A 15,112-nucleotide genomic window follows, 5' to 3' on the forward strand; every position below is an offset into this window, starting at 1 on the left:
GAAACAGCCGGCGACGCGCACATGTGCTCGTCCGCCGCGCACTGCCTCCCATCCGGACTTTAACCGTCGGTCCAGGAATTTCACCTGGTCAACCGGTCGCTGGAGGCGACCGGGTCGCGGACTGTAACCGCCGGTTCGGACTTTCACCGACCCCGGAGTGCGCTGCTTCTGGTACAGAGCCAGTGTGCCACGCCTGATCCACGCCCAGTCGGGCGGAGGCTGTGGGGTGGCTCACAGCCGGGCCTTTCCGGCCCTCGACAGGTCCGTACCTATTGACGCTTTGGTCTAGTCCTCTCTAGTGTCTGCGCGACCTCCCCTCCCGTGACCGGCCCGGCGGTGGTGACGACGGCCCTTGCCCGCCGCCGGGCCACCCAGGTCCGGGGTGCGGGCGTCTCCTGCGGGGAAGGCTTACCGCCGTGCGGTGGACGATCGGACGTGACGGGTTGCTCCGGGCGGGGCTCGGAGTGCTGGCCGGCACCCAGCTGGCGCTCGGCCTGTGGGTGCTGCTGCTGCCGGAGCTGTTCTGGAAGTGGCCGTGGGTGTCGCACCTGCCGCCCTACAACGAGCATCTGCTGCGGGACTTCGGCGGGGCCGGGCTGGCGCTGGCCGTGGTGCTGTGCGCGGCGGTGGTGACGATGGACCGGCGGCTGGTGCTGACCTCGCTGGTGGCCTACCTGGTCTCCGCGGTGCCGCATCTGCTTTTCCACGCCCGGCATCTGACGCCCCTGTCGGCGGCGAGCGGCGCTGGGTTCATGGCGCTGCTGGGGACGGCGGTGGTGCTGCCGGCGGTGCTGGTGTGGCTGGCGGTGGGGAAGGGGGGCGGTGGGGAGGGCGCGGCGGCTTCCTGACGTTCTGGTGGCTTCCTGACGGGACGGCGGCGGCGCTCCGCCGTTCCGAAGACCCCTAGCGTTCCGGTGGCGCGAAGAGTTCGGTCTGGGCGCTGTCGCGGGCCGTCAGGAGTGCCCCGCGCAGCACGGCCTCGCCGCCCAGCGGGCTGGCCCGTACCTCCGTGGGCAGGGGGGACATCCGGGCGAGGCGGTGGTGGACCCGGCCGGCCAGCGCCGTCCCGCCCGCCCGGCCGATCTCCCCGGCCAGCACCACGCAGCCGGGGTCGAGGACGGAGACCACGGCGGCGGCGCCGAGGGCGACCCGGTCGGCCAGGGCGTCGAGGAAGCGGCCGGCGGCCGGGTCGGCGTGGCACGCGGACGCGGCGGCCGCCACGAGGGCGGCGGCGTGCGGCGGGGCGTCCGCGGTCCCTGGACCGGCGGCGTACGGCGGGGCGTCCGCAGCCCCTGGACCGGCGGCATACGGCGGGGCATCCGCAGCCCCTGGACCGGCGGAACGCGGCCGGACATCCGCGACCCCAGAACCGGCAGCGTACGGCGGGGCATCCGCAGCCCCTGGACCGGCGGAACGCGGCCGGGCATCCGCGACCCCAGAACCGGCGGAACGCGGCCGGGCATCCGCGACCCCAGAACCGGCAGCGTACGGCGGGGCATCCGCAGCCCCTGGACCGGCGGAACGCGGCCGGGCATCCGCGACCCCAGAACCGGCGGAACGCGGCGGGGCGTCCGCGGTCTCCGGACCGGCGCCGCGCACCCCGTACTCCCCCGCCAGCGCGACGATCGCCGACGCCGACGCCAGGGAGTGGAAGCCGCCGCCGCAGTCGGTGGCCGACGGCAGGCCCGTGGTGCCCGGCACCGGCAGGAAGCCGACCTCGCCGGCGCCCCCGGAGGCGCCCCGCCGCACCGCCCCGTCCAGGACCAGCGCCGCGCCGATGCCGAGATCCAGCCAGAGCAGGACGAACGTGTCCCGGTCCCGGGCCGCGCCGTCGCGCTGTTCGGCCAGGGCGGCGAGGTTGGTCTCGTTCTCGACGCTCACCCGGGACTCCGGGAACCGCTCCTGGAGCGCGGCCACCAGGCGGCGGTGCCAGGCGGGCAGGCCGCCGGAGTCCCGCAGTTCGCCGCCGGCCGGGTCGATCAGGCCGGGGGCGCCGATGCCGACCGTGTGCAGCCGGTCCGCCCCGGCGACCTTTGCGGCCCGCTCGACCAGCGCGACCGCCTGCTCCACCGCCGGTCCGGTCCCGGCGTCGTCGCGGATCGGTCCGGACGCCTCGGCCAGTACCCCGCCGACCAGGTCGGAGACGAGTACGGAGACGCCCTCGGTGCGTACGTCGAGGGCGGCCAGGTGGGCGAGCCCGGCGACGATCCCGTACAGCTTGGCGTTGGGGCCGCGGCGCTGCTCCCCCGCCTCGCCGACCACCTCGATCAGGCCGGCCGCGGTGAGCCGTTCGACGAGGTCGGCCACGGACGGCCGGGACAGACCGGTGAGCTGCTTGAGCTGCGCGGCCGTCAACGGGCCCTCCCGCTGGAACAGTTGGAGGGCGAGCCGGTCGTTGATGGCCCGGGCGGTGCTCGGAGTGGCGGGCATGCCGGGATCCTTCCAGATCGACGGGCCGGGGCCCGCGGCCGGTTGCCCGCTATCTATAAGGCAACCTTCCTGATAGTTTACGCCCGCAGCCGGACACAGCGGCGCACGGACACGACGGAGGGGCCGGGAATGAGCAGTGCGGTGGTCTACCAGCCACGTGAGGTACGGCGCGCCCGCTACGCCGTGGCGGCCGTCTTCGCGGTGCACGGCTCGGTCACCGGCTCGTTCGCGACCCGGGTGCCCTGGATCCAGGAGCACGCCGGGGTCAGCGCGGGCCAGTTGGGCCTGGCCCTGGCCTTCCCGGCGCTCGGCGCCTCGCTCGCCATGCCGCTGGCCGGCCGGATCAGCCACCGCTTCGGCGCCCGCACCGCCCTGCGCCTGCTGCTGGCCGGCTGGACGCTGTCGCTGATCCTGCCCTCGCTGGCCCCGAACCTGCCCACCCTGTGCCTCGCCCTGTTCGGCTACGGGGCCACCGCGGGCATGGCCGACGTGGCGATGAACGCGCTGGGCGTCGAGGTGGAGAACCGGCTCGACAAGTCGATCATGTCGGGGCTGCACGGCATGTGGAGCGCGGGCGCCCTGGTCGGTTCGGCGGCCGGCACGCTCGCCGCCCACCTCGGCGCGGACGCCCGGCTGCACCATCTGCTGGCCGCCGCCGTCCTGACGGTGCTCGGCGTGGTCATGTGCTCCTGGGTGCTGGACCTCCAGCCGGCCGAGGACGAGGCGGCCCCGCCGCGGTTCGCGCTGCCGCCGCGGTCCGCGGTGCTGATCGGCGCGGTCGGGTTCTGCGCGGTCTTCGCGGAGGGCGCGAGCCTGGACTGGTCGGCGGTCTACCTGCGCGACCAGCTCGGCACCTCGCCGGGGCTGGCGGCGGCGTGCACCACCGGGTTCACCCTGACGATGGCGCTGTCCCGGTTCGCCGGCGACCGGATCGTGGACCGGTTCGGCGCGGTGCGCTCGGTGCGGGTGAGCGGTGTGCTGGCCGCGCTCGGCGGTGTGCTGGTGGTGATCGGCGGCCACCCGGCGGTGGCGATGGCCGGGTTCGCGCTGCTGGGCCTCGGCATCGCGGTGGTCGTGCCGCTCTGCTTCGCGGCGGCGGGCCGCAGCGGCAGCAACCCCTCGCTGGCCATCGCGGGCGTCGCCACCATCACGTACACCTCCGGGCTGGTCGCGCCGAGCGCGATCGGCGGCCTGGCCGAGGCCACCAGCCTGGTGGTGTCGTTCGGGCTGGTGACCGTGCTGGCCTGCGGTCTGGTGGCGTTCGCGGGCGTGCTGCGGGCCGGCGACCGCACCCCGCTGAAGGTCACTGCGCCGAGCGCAGCAGTCCCCGGCCGACGGTCCTGAACTCCTCGCTCCACGGGGCCGGCCGCATCGTCGCCGGGTCCAGCCGGACCAGGACCCGGCTGCCGCGGGCGTACGTGGTCGCCCCGTCCGCCGAGCAGAACCGGAAGCCGTACGTGAGCCCGGTCCGGCCCAGCCGCTCCAGCCACAGGTGGACGGCGTATCCGCCGGGCCGGGTGACGGGTGCCTCGTAGCTGATCCGCAGTTCCTTGACGGCGTTGCAGGCGTCGCCGGCCGCCGCCCAGTCGCCGGTGTACCGGTGGCCGTACGCCTCCCACAGCTCGCCCCAGGCCCGCTCGACCAGCACCGGGTAGCGGGCGTTGTGCAGCAGGCCGAGGGCGTCCAGGTCGTCGAAGTGGACGGTGACGGGGACCAGCCGGCCGGGAGAGAGGACGGGGGCGGACGGGGCTTCGGCGGTCATGGGCGGTGCTCCTGGGACGTACGGGATGATTGCCGCCTACACGAATCGGCGGCTCCGCTCATCCTAAGCAGGCGCTCATCAGGGCGAAGCATGCCCGGTCAGCCCTGACAATGGTCCGGACGAACCGCACGGAACGCAAAACCAGAACGAGGAAAGCGACACCCCATGGATCTCGGCGTCCGCTGGAAGCTGCACGGTGACGGGCGCACCCCCGCCCCCGGTGCGGTGGTCCGCCCCGACGAACGGCTCTCCTGGCCCCGCACGGTCGGGCTCGGCGCCCAGCACGTGGTGGCGATGTTCGGGGCGTCGTTCGTGGCCCCGGTCCTGATGGGTCTCGACCCGAACCTCGCGATCATGATGTCGGGTGTCTCGACCGCGATCTTCCTGCTGGCCACCCGCGGCCGGGTGCCGAGTTACCTGGGCTGCTCGCTGTCCTTCGTCGGGGTCGCCGCGGTGATCCGGGCGCAGGGCGGCACCAGCGCCACGGTGACCGGCGCGGTGCTGGTGGTGGGCGTCGCGCTGTTCCTGGTGGGTCTGGCGGTGCAGAAGTTCGGGGCCCGGATCATCCACGCCGCGATGCCGCCGGTGGTCACCGGCGCGGTGGTGATGCTGATCGGCTTCAACCTGGCCCCGGTCACCGCCTCCACCTACTGGCCGCAGGACCAGTGGACGGCGCTGCTGGTGATGCTGTTCACCGGTCTGGCCGTGGTGTGCCTGCGCGGTTTCTGGTCCCGGATCGCGATCTTCCTGGGACTGGTCTTCGGGTACGTGCTGTCGTTCGTCCTGGACCGGATCTTCGGGAAGATCCACTCGGTGGACGGCAGCGGCAAGGTCACCGACCACTGGCGGCTCGACTTCTCCGCCGTCGGCCAGGCCGACTGGATCGGGCTGCCCTCGTTCCACGGGCCGACCTTCCAGTGGTCGGCGATCCTGGTCGCCCTGCCGGTGGTGATCGCGCTCGTCGCGGAGAACGCGGGGCACGTCAAGGCGGTCGGCGAGATGACCGGCGACCCGCTGGACGACAAGCTCGGTACGGCGATCTCCGCCGACGGCATCGGTTCCGTGCTGTCCACCGCGGTCGGCGGCCCGCCCAACACCACGTACTCCGAGAACATCGGCGTGATGGCCGCGACCCGGGTCTACTCCACGGCCGCCTACTGGGCCGCCGCCTGCTTCGCGCTGCTGTTCGGCGTCTGCCCGAAGTTCGGCGCGGTGGTGGCCGCGGTCCCGGGCGGTGTCCTCGGCGGCATCACGGTCATCCTGTACGGCATGATCGGCCTGCTCGGCGCGCAGATCTGGACCAACGCCCGGGTGGACCTGCGCAACCCGCTGAACCTGGTGCCGGCCGCCGCGGGCATCATCATCGGCGTCGGCGGGGTCTCACTGAACTTCACCGACACCTTCTCGCTCAGCGGCATCGCGCTCGGCACCGTCGTCGTCATCACCGGCTACCACACGCTGCGCGCCTTCGCCCCCGCCCACCTCAAGACGCAGGAACCGCTGCTGGACGAGGGCACCTCCTCGTACGACCAGGAGGACGGTCACCGCGCCAAGTCGTAGGCGTAGGACGGGGAGAAGGTGCCCGGTGCGCCCTTGCAGCCGTCCGACTCCCCGGGCAGCTTGATCCACAGGTAGGCGTCGATCCGGTCCGCGCCGGTCCGCAGCGTCGGCGCGGCCCCGATCCGGCGCCCCGCCGGGTCGCACCACGCGCCGTCGGCCGGGGCGCCGTTGCCGTTGCGGCTGGTGTCGACGACGGCACCGAGGCCGGCCGGTCCGCCGAGGGCGTCGAGCACCGCGCGGTCGTAGGCGGTCTCGTCGGCGGTGCGGTGGAAGTTGGCGACGTTGCTGAAGATCCCGTCGGAGGAGGCGGCCGAGGCGGCGCCCGCCCGCTTCAGCCACCCGGCCTGTTCGCCGGGCGGGTGCCAGCCGGAGTGACCGGCGTCGTAGTAGACCCGGGCCTTCGGGTTCGCCGCCTTGAGGACCCGGCCGGCCCGGGCGAGGGCGGCGAAGCGGTCGGCGCGCTCCCGGTCGGACAGGCAGTCGGCCTGGGCGACCGAGTCGGGCTCCAGGACGACGACGACCTCGGCCGAGCCCAGCCCGGCGGCGAACCGGTCGATCCAGTCGGCGTAGGCGGCCAGGTCGGGTGCCCCGCCCTCGGAGTGGCCGCCGCAGTCACGGTCGGGTATCGCGTACGGCACCAGCACCGGGACCCGGTCCTGGGCGGCGCCGCCCGAGGTGACGGCGCGGACCCGGGCGGTGATGGTGTCCGGGGTGAAGTCGGCGAACCAGACGGCGGCGGGGCGGCCGGCTATCCGGCCGGCGATGACCGCGTGGCGCGGGTCGCCGGGGTGGGCGGCCACCCAGTCGAGGACCTGGGAGTCGGGGTGGCGGTAGAGCCGGGCGGCCGGGTCGGCGGGACGCGGTGTCCCGGCGGTCGTCGCGGGCGTGGGCGCCGGGGTCGGGGTCGGGGTCGGCGTGGCCGACACGGCCGGGGAGCGGGCGAGGGACGGTGCGGGCGAGGACGGCTCCGCGGTGCCGGGCGCCGGCCGCAGCGACCGGGTGACCGGCGGCCGGGCCACGTCCGTACGGCCGCCGCCGGCACCGCCGTCCTCCCCCGGCGCGGACAGCGCGGACAGCGTGCCGGCGACCGTGCCGGCCGCGGTCACGACGGCGGCCACGGCGACCATCAGGCCGCGCCGGGCGGCACGGCGGCGGGCGGCCCGGCGCGCGGCGAGCCGCCGGGTACGAAGGCCGGACACGATACGGATCCCCTCCCCACGCGGCGAGCACGTTCCCCCGTTGTGAGGAAGCTACGGGCCCGCCGGTCCTGCCGTCCCCCTGAAGCTGCGACTCTGCCCCCATGCCGCACTGTCGACACGTCCCCACGGCCACCGGCTCGGTGGACACCGTCCTGTCCCGGATGCGCGCCCTTGACGCGACGCTGCCCGCCGGTGACGGGATCGCGGTCTTCAACCGGGTCTATCTGACCGTCACCGAGGCCGTCGCCCGGGACATCGACGGCGGCCGCTTCCCGGACGCCCGGGCCGCGAGCACGCTGGATGTACGGTTCGCCGAGCGCTACCTCGCCGCGGTCGACGCGGTGGCGGACGCGCGCCGGCCGCCCGCCTGCTGGCGGCCCCTGTTCCAGTTCCGCCGTCATCCCCAGGTACGTCCGCCGCAGTTCGCGCTGGCCGGCGTCAACGCGCACATCGGCCACGATCTGGCGCTCGCCGTCGTGGACACCTGTCGTACGCTCGGCTGCGCGCCCGGTGACCTGGAGGACGAGTTCGACCGCGTGGGCGAACTCCTCGGGTCGCTGGAGGAGCGGGTCCGCGAAGATCTGATGCCGGGTCCCGATCTGCTCCGGATCGCCGACCCGCTGACCCATCTGCTCGGCTCCTGGAGCCTGGAGCGGGCCCGGGACGCCGCCTGGGTCGCGGCCCGCACCCTGTGGGCGCTGCGCCGGCTGCCGGACCTGGCCGGCGAGTTCGCCGCACGGCTGGACGAGGCGGTCGGTCTCGCGGGCCGCATGCTGCTCACCCCGCTGCCCGGCTGACTCCCGCCCGGCGCGGAATTCCCGTACCTCCGGCGGGTGTTGACCCTTCGGTCACACCGACGGCGAAGGAGCACAGGTATGGCGATCCCGCTCGGACTCGGTCTCCCGCAGATGCGTCAGTACGACATCGGCACGGACGTCCCGGAGGTGGCCCGCGCCGCCGAACGGACCGGATACACCAGCCTGTGGGTCTTCGAGCGCGCCCTCGTCCCCGAACCCGCCACCCAGGGGCTGTACGGCATCGACGGCCTGCCCTGGCCGGACGAGTACCGCTCGGTGGCCGAACCGCTGGTCACACTGGCGCTGGCCACCGCGGCCACCGAGCGGGCCCGGCTCGGCACCAGCGTGCTGATCGCCCCGCTGCACCTGCCGTTCCAGCTCGCCAAGACCCTCGCCACACTGGACGCGGCGAGCGGCGGCCGGGTGGTGGCGGGCTTCGGCACCGGCTGGTCGCACGACGAGTACGCGGCGGCGTCGGTACGGCCGTTCGCGCAGCGCGGCCGGGCGCTGGACGAGCTGATCGCCGTGTGCCGCGCGGTGTGGGGCCCGGACCCGGTGGCGTACCAGGGCGACTTCACGAGGATCGGGCCGGCCGTGGTCGGCCCCAAGCCCGCGCGCCCGATTCCGATCCTGCTGGCGGCGGGCAACGCGCGCGCCCGACGCCGGCTGGTCGACCACGCCGATGGCTGGCTGCCGGTGGGCGTGGGCGTCCAGGCGGTGTCGGAGCAGTGGCGGCAGCTGCGCGACCTGGCCGCCGAGCGCGGCCGCACCGAACCGCTCCGGGCCACGCTGCGGGCCAACGCCCGGTACCGGCCGAAGACGTACGACGGCTCCGGCCGGCGGCCCTTCCACGGCAGCGTCGACCAGATCGTCGCGGATCTGGCCGCGCACGCCGCGATCGGCCTGGACGAGATCATGATCGACCTCCAGGCGGGCCTGCGCGACGCCGAGGAACTGAAGGACGTCGCCGCCGAGGTGTACGAGAAGGTCCGCGCGGCGGGGATATGACCCGTCCCTCATCTCAGTCCTCCGGCAGCTCGACGGGCGCGATGGCGTCGTAGACGTCACCGGGCCCGGGGTTGCCGGGGTCGGTCGCCCCGCCGAAGTGGCGCATCACGCCCCAGACCGCGTTCAGCGCGGTCTGCACGGCGCCCTCGGCCCAGCCCGCCGTCCAGGAGATGTCGTCACCGGCGAGGAAGATCCCGCGTTGGCCGGCGGGCAGCCGGTCCTGCATGAAGTGGGTGAACAGGCGCCGCTGGTAGCGGTAGTGGCCGGGCAGGTTGGCCTTGAACGCGCCCATGAAGTACGGCTCGTTCTCCCAGGAGACGGTCACCGGGTTGCCGATGACATGCCCCCGGATGTCCACTCCGGGATAGATCTCGCCGAGCGACTTCAGCATGACCTCCATCCGCTCGTGCGCGGACAGCGGCAGCCACTTCAGGCTGTCGTCGCACCAGGTGTAGGAGAGGCAGATGACGGCGGGCCGGTCAGGACCGTCGTCCAGGAGGTAGGTGCCGCGCGTCATGCGGTCGGTGAGGGTCATCGACATGACGTCCCGCCCGGTGCGCGCGTCCTTGTCCCGCCAGAACGGCCGGTCCACCGGCACGAACAGCTTGCTGGACTCCATGTAGTGGGTGCGCTCGACGGCGGTCCAGTGGTCGATGGGGAACAGCGCGTCGTCGCAGGCGATCTGCGAGAGCAGCATCCAGGACTGGGCGGTGAAGACGGCCGCCGGGTAGGTGCGGATGTCGCCGTCCGCGTCGGTCACGGTGATCCGGTCGCCCGCGGTGCGGTGCAGCCGGGTCACCGCCGGGCGGGGCGCGCCGCGGTCGTGCAGGCTCGCCAGCGAGGTGCCGTACGGCCAGTGCACGGTCTTCTCGGGCGCCCGCTCCCACAGCCGCAGCGGCAGTTGCTGGGAGCCGCCGACGATGCCGCGGTGGTGGTCGTCGGCCTCGGTGTAGACGACGCGGAGGATCTCCAGGACGGAGTTGGGGAAGTCGGTGTCCCAGCCGCCGGTGCCGAAGCCGACCTGGCCGAAGATCTCCCGGTGCCGGAAGGACTTGAACGCCTCGGAGTCGCAGAGGAAGCCGTAGAAGGTCTGGTTGTCGAGCTTCTCGACCAGCCGCGCCCAGATCTCCCGGACGCGCGGCACGTCCCGCTCGCGCAGGGCGCGGTTCATGGCGGAGAAGTCGGCGCCCTCCTCCAGGCAGCGGGCCCAGGCGGCGGCGACGTCCCGGTAGACCTGGGGCAGGTCGGCCGGGGTCTCGGCGTAGTGGGTCGCGCCCTTGAGGTCGATGACGGTGGAGGGGGTGGCCGCGCAGAGCGGGTTGGGGAAGGGCCGGGTCTCCAGGCCCACCAGGTCGATGTAGTGCTTCAGGGCGGTGGAGGAGGGCGGGAAGCGCATCGCGCCCAGTTCGGCGGTCAGCCCTTCGGTGCCCGCGCCCTCGAAGCCGACGGTGCGCAGCCGACCGCCGATCCGGTCGGCCTCGTACACGACCGGTTTCAGGCCCATCTTCATCAGCTCGTAGGCGGTGACGACGCCGGAGAGCCCGCCGCCGATGACGGCGACCTGGGTGCCGTGCTCGGTGGCGGGTATCTGGCCGAGCCCGGCCGGGTGGGCGAGGAAGTCGTCGTAGGCGTACGGGAAGTCCGGGCCGGACATGGTGATCGGCGGCTGCTGCCCGTCGGGGTGCGCTACGGCGGTGGGCACCGTGAACGTCATGGGGTGCGGGCTCCTTGTTCGGAAGGTGTCAGATGAGGGAGCCGTACAGGCCGGGCCGGCGGTCGGCCAGGTACGGGTTGGCCGCGCGGGAGGCGGTGAGGAGGACCGGGTCCGCGTCGGCCAGGACGAGTTCCTCGGCGCGTCCGGCGCGGGCGCGGGCGACGCCGTCCGGTCCGGCGAGGACGGACCGCCCGACGAACTCGAACCCGCCCTCCGCGCCGACCCGGTTGACGTACGCCACGTACAGCTGGTTCTCGAAGGCCCGCACCGGCACGAGGGATTCGGCGACGAACTGGAACGGGTGCGGCTGCGCGGTCGGGACCAGCAGCAGGTCGGTGCCGGCCAGCGCGTGGGCCCGGACGTTCTCCGGGAACTCGACGTCGTAGCAGATCAGCAGGCCGACGGTGAGACCGGGCAGCTCGGCCTGGACGACGGGGCGGTCGCCCGGGGTGAAGTGGTCGCGCTCGTAGCGGCCGTAGAGGTGGGTCTTGCGGTAGTTGGCGAGCCGGGTGCCGTCGGCGGCGACGAGCTGGACGGAGTTGTGGACGCGGTCGCCGTCCCGCTCGGGGTAGCCGTAGGCGACGGCGAGGCCGTGCCGGGTGGCCGTCGCGGCGATCGCGTCGGCCGCGTCGCCGTCGGCGGGCTCGGCCAGCCGGGCGAGGCCCGCGCCGATGGCGTACCCGGTCAGGAACAGCTCCGGCGTCACCAGCAGCCCGGCGCCCGCGGCGGCGGCCCGGCCCGCGGCCGCGTCGAGGACGTCGAGGTTGGCGGCGACGGAGCCGGGGCGGCCGGAGCTCTGGAGCAGGGCGGTGCGCATGGGGGTTCCTCACCGAGGTCGCGGGGGGCGCGGGGGGTCGCTCAGACGCTACGGGCGGTGGCCCGGGGGCGACAAGCGACGACTGTTGCGGGCCGACCCGCCGTTCGTTGCGTTGTTCGGGCACCTGGCGGCGATTCGTTGCGTACGGGGCGGCCGCCCTCCCCGATCGCCCTCCCAGGCCGCCTCCCCGGTCATCCACTCCAGTCATCCGCTCCAGTCATCCACTCCGGTCATCCACTCCAGTCATCCACTCCGGTCATCCACTCCAGTCATCCACTCCGGTCATCCACTCCAGTCATCCACTCCGGTCATCCACTCCGGGCCACCGTCACCGCCGTGCCGACGTACACCAGGGCGAACAGCGCGAACACCGTGCCGTGCGAGGCGTGCGAGGCGACCGCCGCGTACCCGGCGTACACCAGGACCGTGGCCAGCCCGGTGCCCAGGCTCGCGACCGAGGTGAGGGTGGCCCGGCCGGCGTCCTCGATACGGTGCTGGAGCCGGACGTCGGCCAGTACGGTCGCCAGTTGGAAACCGCCGAAGGCGACGGCCACCAGGACCAGGGCGGCCGGGGTGCCGGCCCCGGCGCCGGCCGCCAGGGCGGCCGCGGAACCCGTGAGCAGCCAGGCCAGTCCCCGGTCGCCGAGGCGTTCGGCCGGTCCGGCCGCCAGGCTGCCGGCGGTGGCCCCGGTCCAGATCAGCAGGAGCAGCAGCGGAACCTCCGCGTCCGGCACTCCGGTCTCGCGCACCAGCAGCGGGGTGTACTCGTCGAGCGCGCCCCACACCGCGCCGACCGCCGGGACCAGCAGCAGAGCCCGGCGCAGCGACCGTCCGGCGCGCACCGCGGCGAGCCCGGCGCGCAGGGTCGCGGCCCAGCCGGCGCCGCCGCCCGACGGTGCCGGGTGCTCCGGGAAGCGGGTCGCGATCGCCGCGGTGAGCAGACAGACCAGGACACTGGCGGCGCCGACGGCCGGGTAGCCGCCGTACCCGAAGACCGGCCCGGCGCCGCCCATCGCCGCCATCACGGCCAGCAGTCCCGCCGCGCGGGCCCGGCCCATCAGGCGGGCGTACCGGTCGGCCGCGCCGAGCCGGACCAGTTCCTCGTAGACCAGGGCCTCCAGCGCGCCGGAGCCGAGCGCGCCGCGGATGCCCCACAGGACGAAGCCGGCCGCGAACGCCGGGTACGAGGGGATCAGCACCCACAGCGCGAAGCCCACCGAGGTGAGCAGCGGTCCGAGCCACAGCAGCAGCCGGCGGGAGACCGCGTCGGCCCAGGCGCCGGACGGCACCTCCAGCAGCACTCCGGTCAGCGACCACAGGGCGAAGAGCGAGGACGTCTGCCAGATCGACAGACCGGTGTCGGCGAACAGCAGCGCGTACACCGGGTACAGCAGCACGAAGTCGTCGAGGAACGCGTAGCCGTACAGCGTGGCCGCGAGCCGCCGGAGACCGGCGGCGGGCGCACGCGGGGGTGAGAGAGTCATGGGGCCTTCCCGGGAGGACGGATCGGACGCCGGTGGTACGGCGGCCGAGGCGGCCCTCGGGAGGCACGACGGGTGGATCAATGTCGCCAGGTCATGGCAGCGATGGTAGTCGCGGCGGGGCGGCGGGGCCGGGGATTTTCCGCGGCCCCCGGTTCCCCTGTCCGTTCGGGCTCAGGCGGGCGCGGCCGACGAGAAGCGCCGCAGCAGCGGGGAGAGTACGAGCACGGACTTGGTGCGCTCGACGAACGGCTCCCCGGCGATCCGTTCCAGGACCTGCTCGAAGTGCCGCATGTCGGCGGCGAGGACCTGGGCGACGGCGTCCGCGTCCCCGGTGACGGTGGAGGCGGCGACGACTTCCGGGTAGCGCTCCAGCCCGCGCCGGATGGTCTCCGGCGAGGTGTTGCGGCGGCAGTGGATCTCGACGAAGCCCTCGGTCCGCCAGCCGAGCGCGGCGGGGTCGACCCGGACGGTGAACCCGGTGATGGCGCCGGTGGCGCGCAGCCGGTCCACCCGCCGTTTGACCGCGGGCGCGGACAGGCCGACCAGGTGCCCGATGTCCGCGTAGGAGCGGCGGGCGTCCTCGGCGAGGGCGCGCACGATGCGTTCGTCGAGATCGTTCAGCATGGGACCGCGTACCCGACCGCTCAGCTCCAGCTGGCGTGCAGCGGCTTGCCCTCGGCGTAGCCGGCCGCGCTCTGGACGCCGACGACGGCCCGCTCGGCGAACTCCTCCAGGGAGCCGGCCCCGGCGTAGGTGCAGGAGGAGCGGACGCCCGCGATGATCGAGTCGATGAGGTCCTCGACGCCGGGGCGGGCCGGGTCGAGGAACATCCGGGAGGTCGAGATGCCCTCCTCGAACAGCCCCTTGCGGGCCCGGTCGTACGCCGACTCCTCCGAGGTGCGGTTGCGCACCGCGCGGGCCGAGGCCATGCCGAAGGACTCCTTGTAGGCCCGGCCGTTCGCATCGTGCTGGAGGTCGCCCGGGGACTCGTACGTCCCGGCGAACCAGGAGCCGATCATGACGTTGGAGGCGCCGGCGGCGAGCGCCATCGCCACGTCCCGGGGGTGCCGGACACCACCGTCGGCCCACACGTGCTTGCCGTACTTCTTCGCCTCGGCGGCGCACTCCAGTACCGCGGAGAACTGCGGCCGGCCGACGCCGGTCATCATCCGGGTGGTGCACATGGCGCCGGGGCCGACACCGACCTTGATGATGTCCGCGCCGGCCTCGATCAGGTCCCGGACGCCCTCGGCGGAGACGATGTTGCCGGCCACGACCGGCACCTTCGGGTCCAGGTCGCGGACCAGCTTGACGGCGCTGATCATCGACTCCTGATGGCCGTGCGCGGTGTCGATGACGAGGGTGTCCACGCCCGCGTCGAGCAGCTGCTCGGCCTTGCCCGCCACATCGCCGTTGATGCCGACGGCGGCGGCGACGCGCAGCTTGCCGACCGCGTCGACGGCCGGGGTGTAGAGCGTGGCGCGCAGGGCGCCCTTGCGGGTGAGGATGCCGGCCAGCCGGCCGTCCTGGCCGACGGCGGGGGCGAAGCGCCGGTTGGCGGCGTCCAGGGTGTTGAACGCCTCGCGCGGATCCTGGTCCGCGTCGACCAGCAGCAGGTCCTTGGACATGACCTCTTCGAGCTGGGTGAAGCGGTCCACGCCGCTCAGGTCGCTGTCGGTGACCACACCGACCGGCCGACCCGCCTCGTCCACGACCACCCCGGCGTTGTGCGCGCGCTTGGGCAGCAGGGAGAGCGCGTCGGCGACGGTCTGGTGCGGGGCCAGCACGATCGGGGTGTCCAGCACGTGGTGGCGGCTCTTGACCCAGCGCACGACGTCGGTGACGACCTCGATCGGGATGTCCTGCGGGACGACCACGAGGCCGCCGCGCCGGGCCACCGTCTCGGCCATGCGGCGCCCGGCGATGGCGGTCATGTTGGCGACGACCAGCGGGATGGTGGTGCCCGTGCCGTCCGGGGAGCGGAGGTCCACGCCCTGCCGCGAGCCCACGGCGGAGCGGCTCGGCACCATGAAGACGTCGTCGTACGTCAGGTCGTACGAGGGCTGGATGTCGTTGAGGAAACGCACGTGCTGCACATCCCAGTCGATCAGAGGTGGCCCCCGGACAGGTCAGCCAGGGGGAAAGAGCACGTACTTCATTCTTTCACGACCGGCCCCGAGGGCGCCCCGGGCAGAACGTCCAGGCTGCCCGGGAGCGCCTGGGAGGAACCTCCAAAGCCAGTCGGTTCATCCGTGCCCACGAAGCCATGAGCCCATGAATCCGTCAGCCCATGAATCCGTCAGCCCATGAATCCGTCAGCCCACGGGTCTCTGAGTCCACC

Annotated in this window: 13 protein-coding genes and 1 riboswitch; of the genes, 5 read left to right on the top strand and 8 right to left on the bottom strand. The window is 73.8% G+C overall.

Annotation, left to right across the window (positions count from 1 at the left end; genetic code table 11):
* Nucleotides 1-34 precede the first annotated feature (34 nt).
* A riboswitch (FMN riboswitch) is annotated at nt 35-165 on the bottom strand.
* Nucleotides 166-416: 251 nt separating this feature from the next.
* Nucleotides 417-848, top strand: a complete 432-nt coding sequence (locus ACTT8P_RS13020; RefSeq protein WP_442831767.1) for a hypothetical protein — start codon at nt 417-419, stop codon at nt 846-848.
* A gap of 55 nt (nt 849-903) precedes the next feature.
* Here the strand turns inward: ACTT8P_RS13020 and ACTT8P_RS13025 are convergent, their stop codons facing one another.
* Entirely contained in the window at nt 904-2,430 is a 1,527-nt protein-coding gene (locus tag ACTT8P_RS13025) for an ROK family protein (RefSeq protein WP_442831768.1), read from the bottom strand.
* Nucleotides 2,431-2,559: 129 nt separating this feature from the next.
* Here ACTT8P_RS13025 and ACTT8P_RS13030 point away from each other — a divergent pair, with 129 nt between their 5' ends.
* Nucleotides 2,560-3,774, top strand: a complete 1,215-nt coding sequence (locus ACTT8P_RS13030) for an MFS transporter (RefSeq protein WP_442831769.1) — start codon at nt 2,560-2,562, stop codon at nt 3,772-3,774.
* Here the strand turns inward: ACTT8P_RS13030 and ACTT8P_RS13035 are convergent.
* On the bottom strand, nt 3,734-4,192 hold the full coding sequence (locus tag ACTT8P_RS13035) for an acyl-CoA thioesterase (RefSeq protein ID WP_442831770.1): 459 nt from the start codon (nt 4,190-4,192) through the stop codon (nt 3,734-3,736). The genes ACTT8P_RS13030 and ACTT8P_RS13035 overlap by 41 nt on opposite strands.
* Before the next feature lie 165 nt (nt 4,193-4,357).
* Between ACTT8P_RS13035 and ACTT8P_RS13040 the strand changes: the two genes are divergently transcribed.
* Complete coding sequence (locus tag ACTT8P_RS13040; RefSeq protein ID WP_442831771.1) at nt 4,358-5,752, top strand: uracil-xanthine permease family protein; 1,395 nt, start codon at nt 4,358-4,360, stop codon at nt 5,750-5,752.
* Here the strand turns inward: ACTT8P_RS13040 and ACTT8P_RS13045 are convergent.
* Nucleotides 5,734-6,879: a glycoside hydrolase family 6 protein gene (locus ACTT8P_RS13045; protein ID WP_442831796.1), complete on the bottom strand. Its 1,146-nt coding sequence runs from the start codon at nt 6,877-6,879 to the stop codon at nt 5,734-5,736. The two genes, ACTT8P_RS13040 and ACTT8P_RS13045, sit on opposite strands and share 19 nt — an antisense overlap.
* Nucleotides 6,880-7,052: 173 nt before the next feature.
* Between ACTT8P_RS13045 and ACTT8P_RS13050 the strand changes: the two genes are divergently transcribed.
* Nucleotides 7,053-7,748, top strand: coding sequence for a DUF5995 family protein (locus ACTT8P_RS13050; protein WP_442831772.1), 696 nt, complete (start codon nt 7,053-7,055; stop codon nt 7,746-7,748).
* A 78-nt stretch (nt 7,749-7,826) separates the two neighbouring features.
* The gene (locus ACTT8P_RS13055; RefSeq protein ID WP_442831773.1) at nt 7,827-8,756 is read left to right on the top strand and encodes an LLM class F420-dependent oxidoreductase; all 930 of its coding nucleotides are present in this window, start codon (nt 7,827-7,829) and stop codon (nt 8,754-8,756) included.
* A 13-nt stretch (nt 8,757-8,769) separates the two neighbouring features.
* Here the strand turns inward: ACTT8P_RS13055 and ACTT8P_RS13060 are convergent, their stop codons facing one another.
* The 5 genes from ACTT8P_RS13060 to ACTT8P_RS13080 all read right to left on the bottom strand — a co-directional run bounded on the left by ACTT8P_RS13060 (nt 8,770) and on the right by ACTT8P_RS13080 (nt 14,858).
* Nucleotides 8,770-10,470 carry a flavin monoamine oxidase family protein gene (locus tag ACTT8P_RS13060; protein WP_442831774.1) on the bottom strand — a complete coding sequence of 567 codons (1,701 nt, stop codon included), beginning with the start codon at nt 10,468-10,470 and terminating at the stop codon, nt 8,770-8,772.
* Nucleotides 10,471-10,498: 28 nt separating this feature from the next.
* Nucleotides 10,499-11,287: a carbon-nitrogen hydrolase family protein gene (locus ACTT8P_RS13065; RefSeq protein ID WP_442831775.1), complete on the bottom strand. Its 789-nt coding sequence runs from the start codon at nt 11,285-11,287 to the stop codon at nt 10,499-10,501.
* Nucleotides 11,288-11,595: 308 nt separating this feature from the next.
* The gene (locus ACTT8P_RS13070; protein WP_442831776.1) at nt 11,596-12,771 is read right to left on the bottom strand and encodes an MFS transporter; all 1,176 of its coding nucleotides are present in this window, start codon (nt 12,769-12,771) and stop codon (nt 11,596-11,598) included.
* Nucleotides 12,772-12,942: 171 nt separating this feature from the next.
* Nucleotides 12,943-13,395 carry an Lrp/AsnC family transcriptional regulator gene (locus tag ACTT8P_RS13075; protein WP_442831777.1) on the bottom strand — a complete coding sequence of 151 codons (453 nt, stop codon included), beginning with the start codon at nt 13,393-13,395 and terminating at the stop codon, nt 12,943-12,945.
* A 20-nt stretch (nt 13,396-13,415) separates the two neighbouring features.
* Entirely contained in the window at nt 13,416-14,858 is a 1,443-nt protein-coding gene (locus ACTT8P_RS13080; protein ID WP_442831797.1) for a GuaB1 family IMP dehydrogenase-related protein, read from the bottom strand.
* Nucleotides 14,859-15,112: the final 254 nt, after the last annotated feature.

Origin of the sequence: Streptomyces sp. JW3 (assembly GCF_052216785.1) — a bacterium.
In the GTDB taxonomy this organism is placed as follows: Bacteria; Actinomycetota; Actinomycetes; order Streptomycetales; family Streptomycetaceae; genus Streptomyces.

What these genes read in the sequence shown, in the direction of transcription:
- ACTT8P_RS13025 (WP_442831768.1), bottom strand. Translation starts at nt 2,430, where the DNA reads ATGCCCGCCACTCCGAGCACCGCCCGGGCCATCAACGACCGGCTCGCC.
- ACTT8P_RS13030 (WP_442831769.1), top strand. Translation starts at nt 2,560, where the DNA reads ATGAGCAGTGCGGTGGTCTACCAGCCACGTGAGGTACGGCGCGCCCGC.
- ACTT8P_RS13035 (WP_442831770.1), bottom strand. Translation starts at nt 4,192, where the DNA reads ATGACCGCCGAAGCCCCGTCCGCCCCCGTCCTCTCTCCCGGCCGGCTG.
- ACTT8P_RS13040 (WP_442831771.1), top strand. Translation starts at nt 4,358, where the DNA reads ATGGATCTCGGCGTCCGCTGGAAGCTGCACGGTGACGGGCGCACCCCC.
- ACTT8P_RS13045 (WP_442831796.1), bottom strand. Translation starts at nt 6,879, where the DNA reads ATGGTCGCCGTGGCCGCCGTCGTGACCGCGGCCGGCACGGTCGCCGGC.
- ACTT8P_RS13050 (WP_442831772.1), top strand. Translation starts at nt 7,053, where the DNA reads ATGCCGCACTGTCGACACGTCCCCACGGCCACCGGCTCGGTGGACACC.
- ACTT8P_RS13055 (WP_442831773.1), top strand. Translation starts at nt 7,827, where the DNA reads ATGGCGATCCCGCTCGGACTCGGTCTCCCGCAGATGCGTCAGTACGAC.
- ACTT8P_RS13060 (WP_442831774.1), bottom strand. Translation starts at nt 10,470, where the DNA reads ATGACGTTCACGGTGCCCACCGCCGTAGCGCACCCCGACGGGCAGCAG.
- ACTT8P_RS13065 (WP_442831775.1), bottom strand. Translation starts at nt 11,287, where the DNA reads ATGCGCACCGCCCTGCTCCAGAGCTCCGGCCGCCCCGGCTCCGTCGCC.
- ACTT8P_RS13070 (WP_442831776.1), bottom strand. Translation starts at nt 12,771, where the DNA reads ATGACTCTCTCACCCCCGCGTGCGCCCGCCGCCGGTCTCCGGCGGCTC.
- ACTT8P_RS13075 (WP_442831777.1), bottom strand. Translation starts at nt 13,395, where the DNA reads ATGCTGAACGATCTCGACGAACGCATCGTGCGCGCCCTCGCCGAGGAC.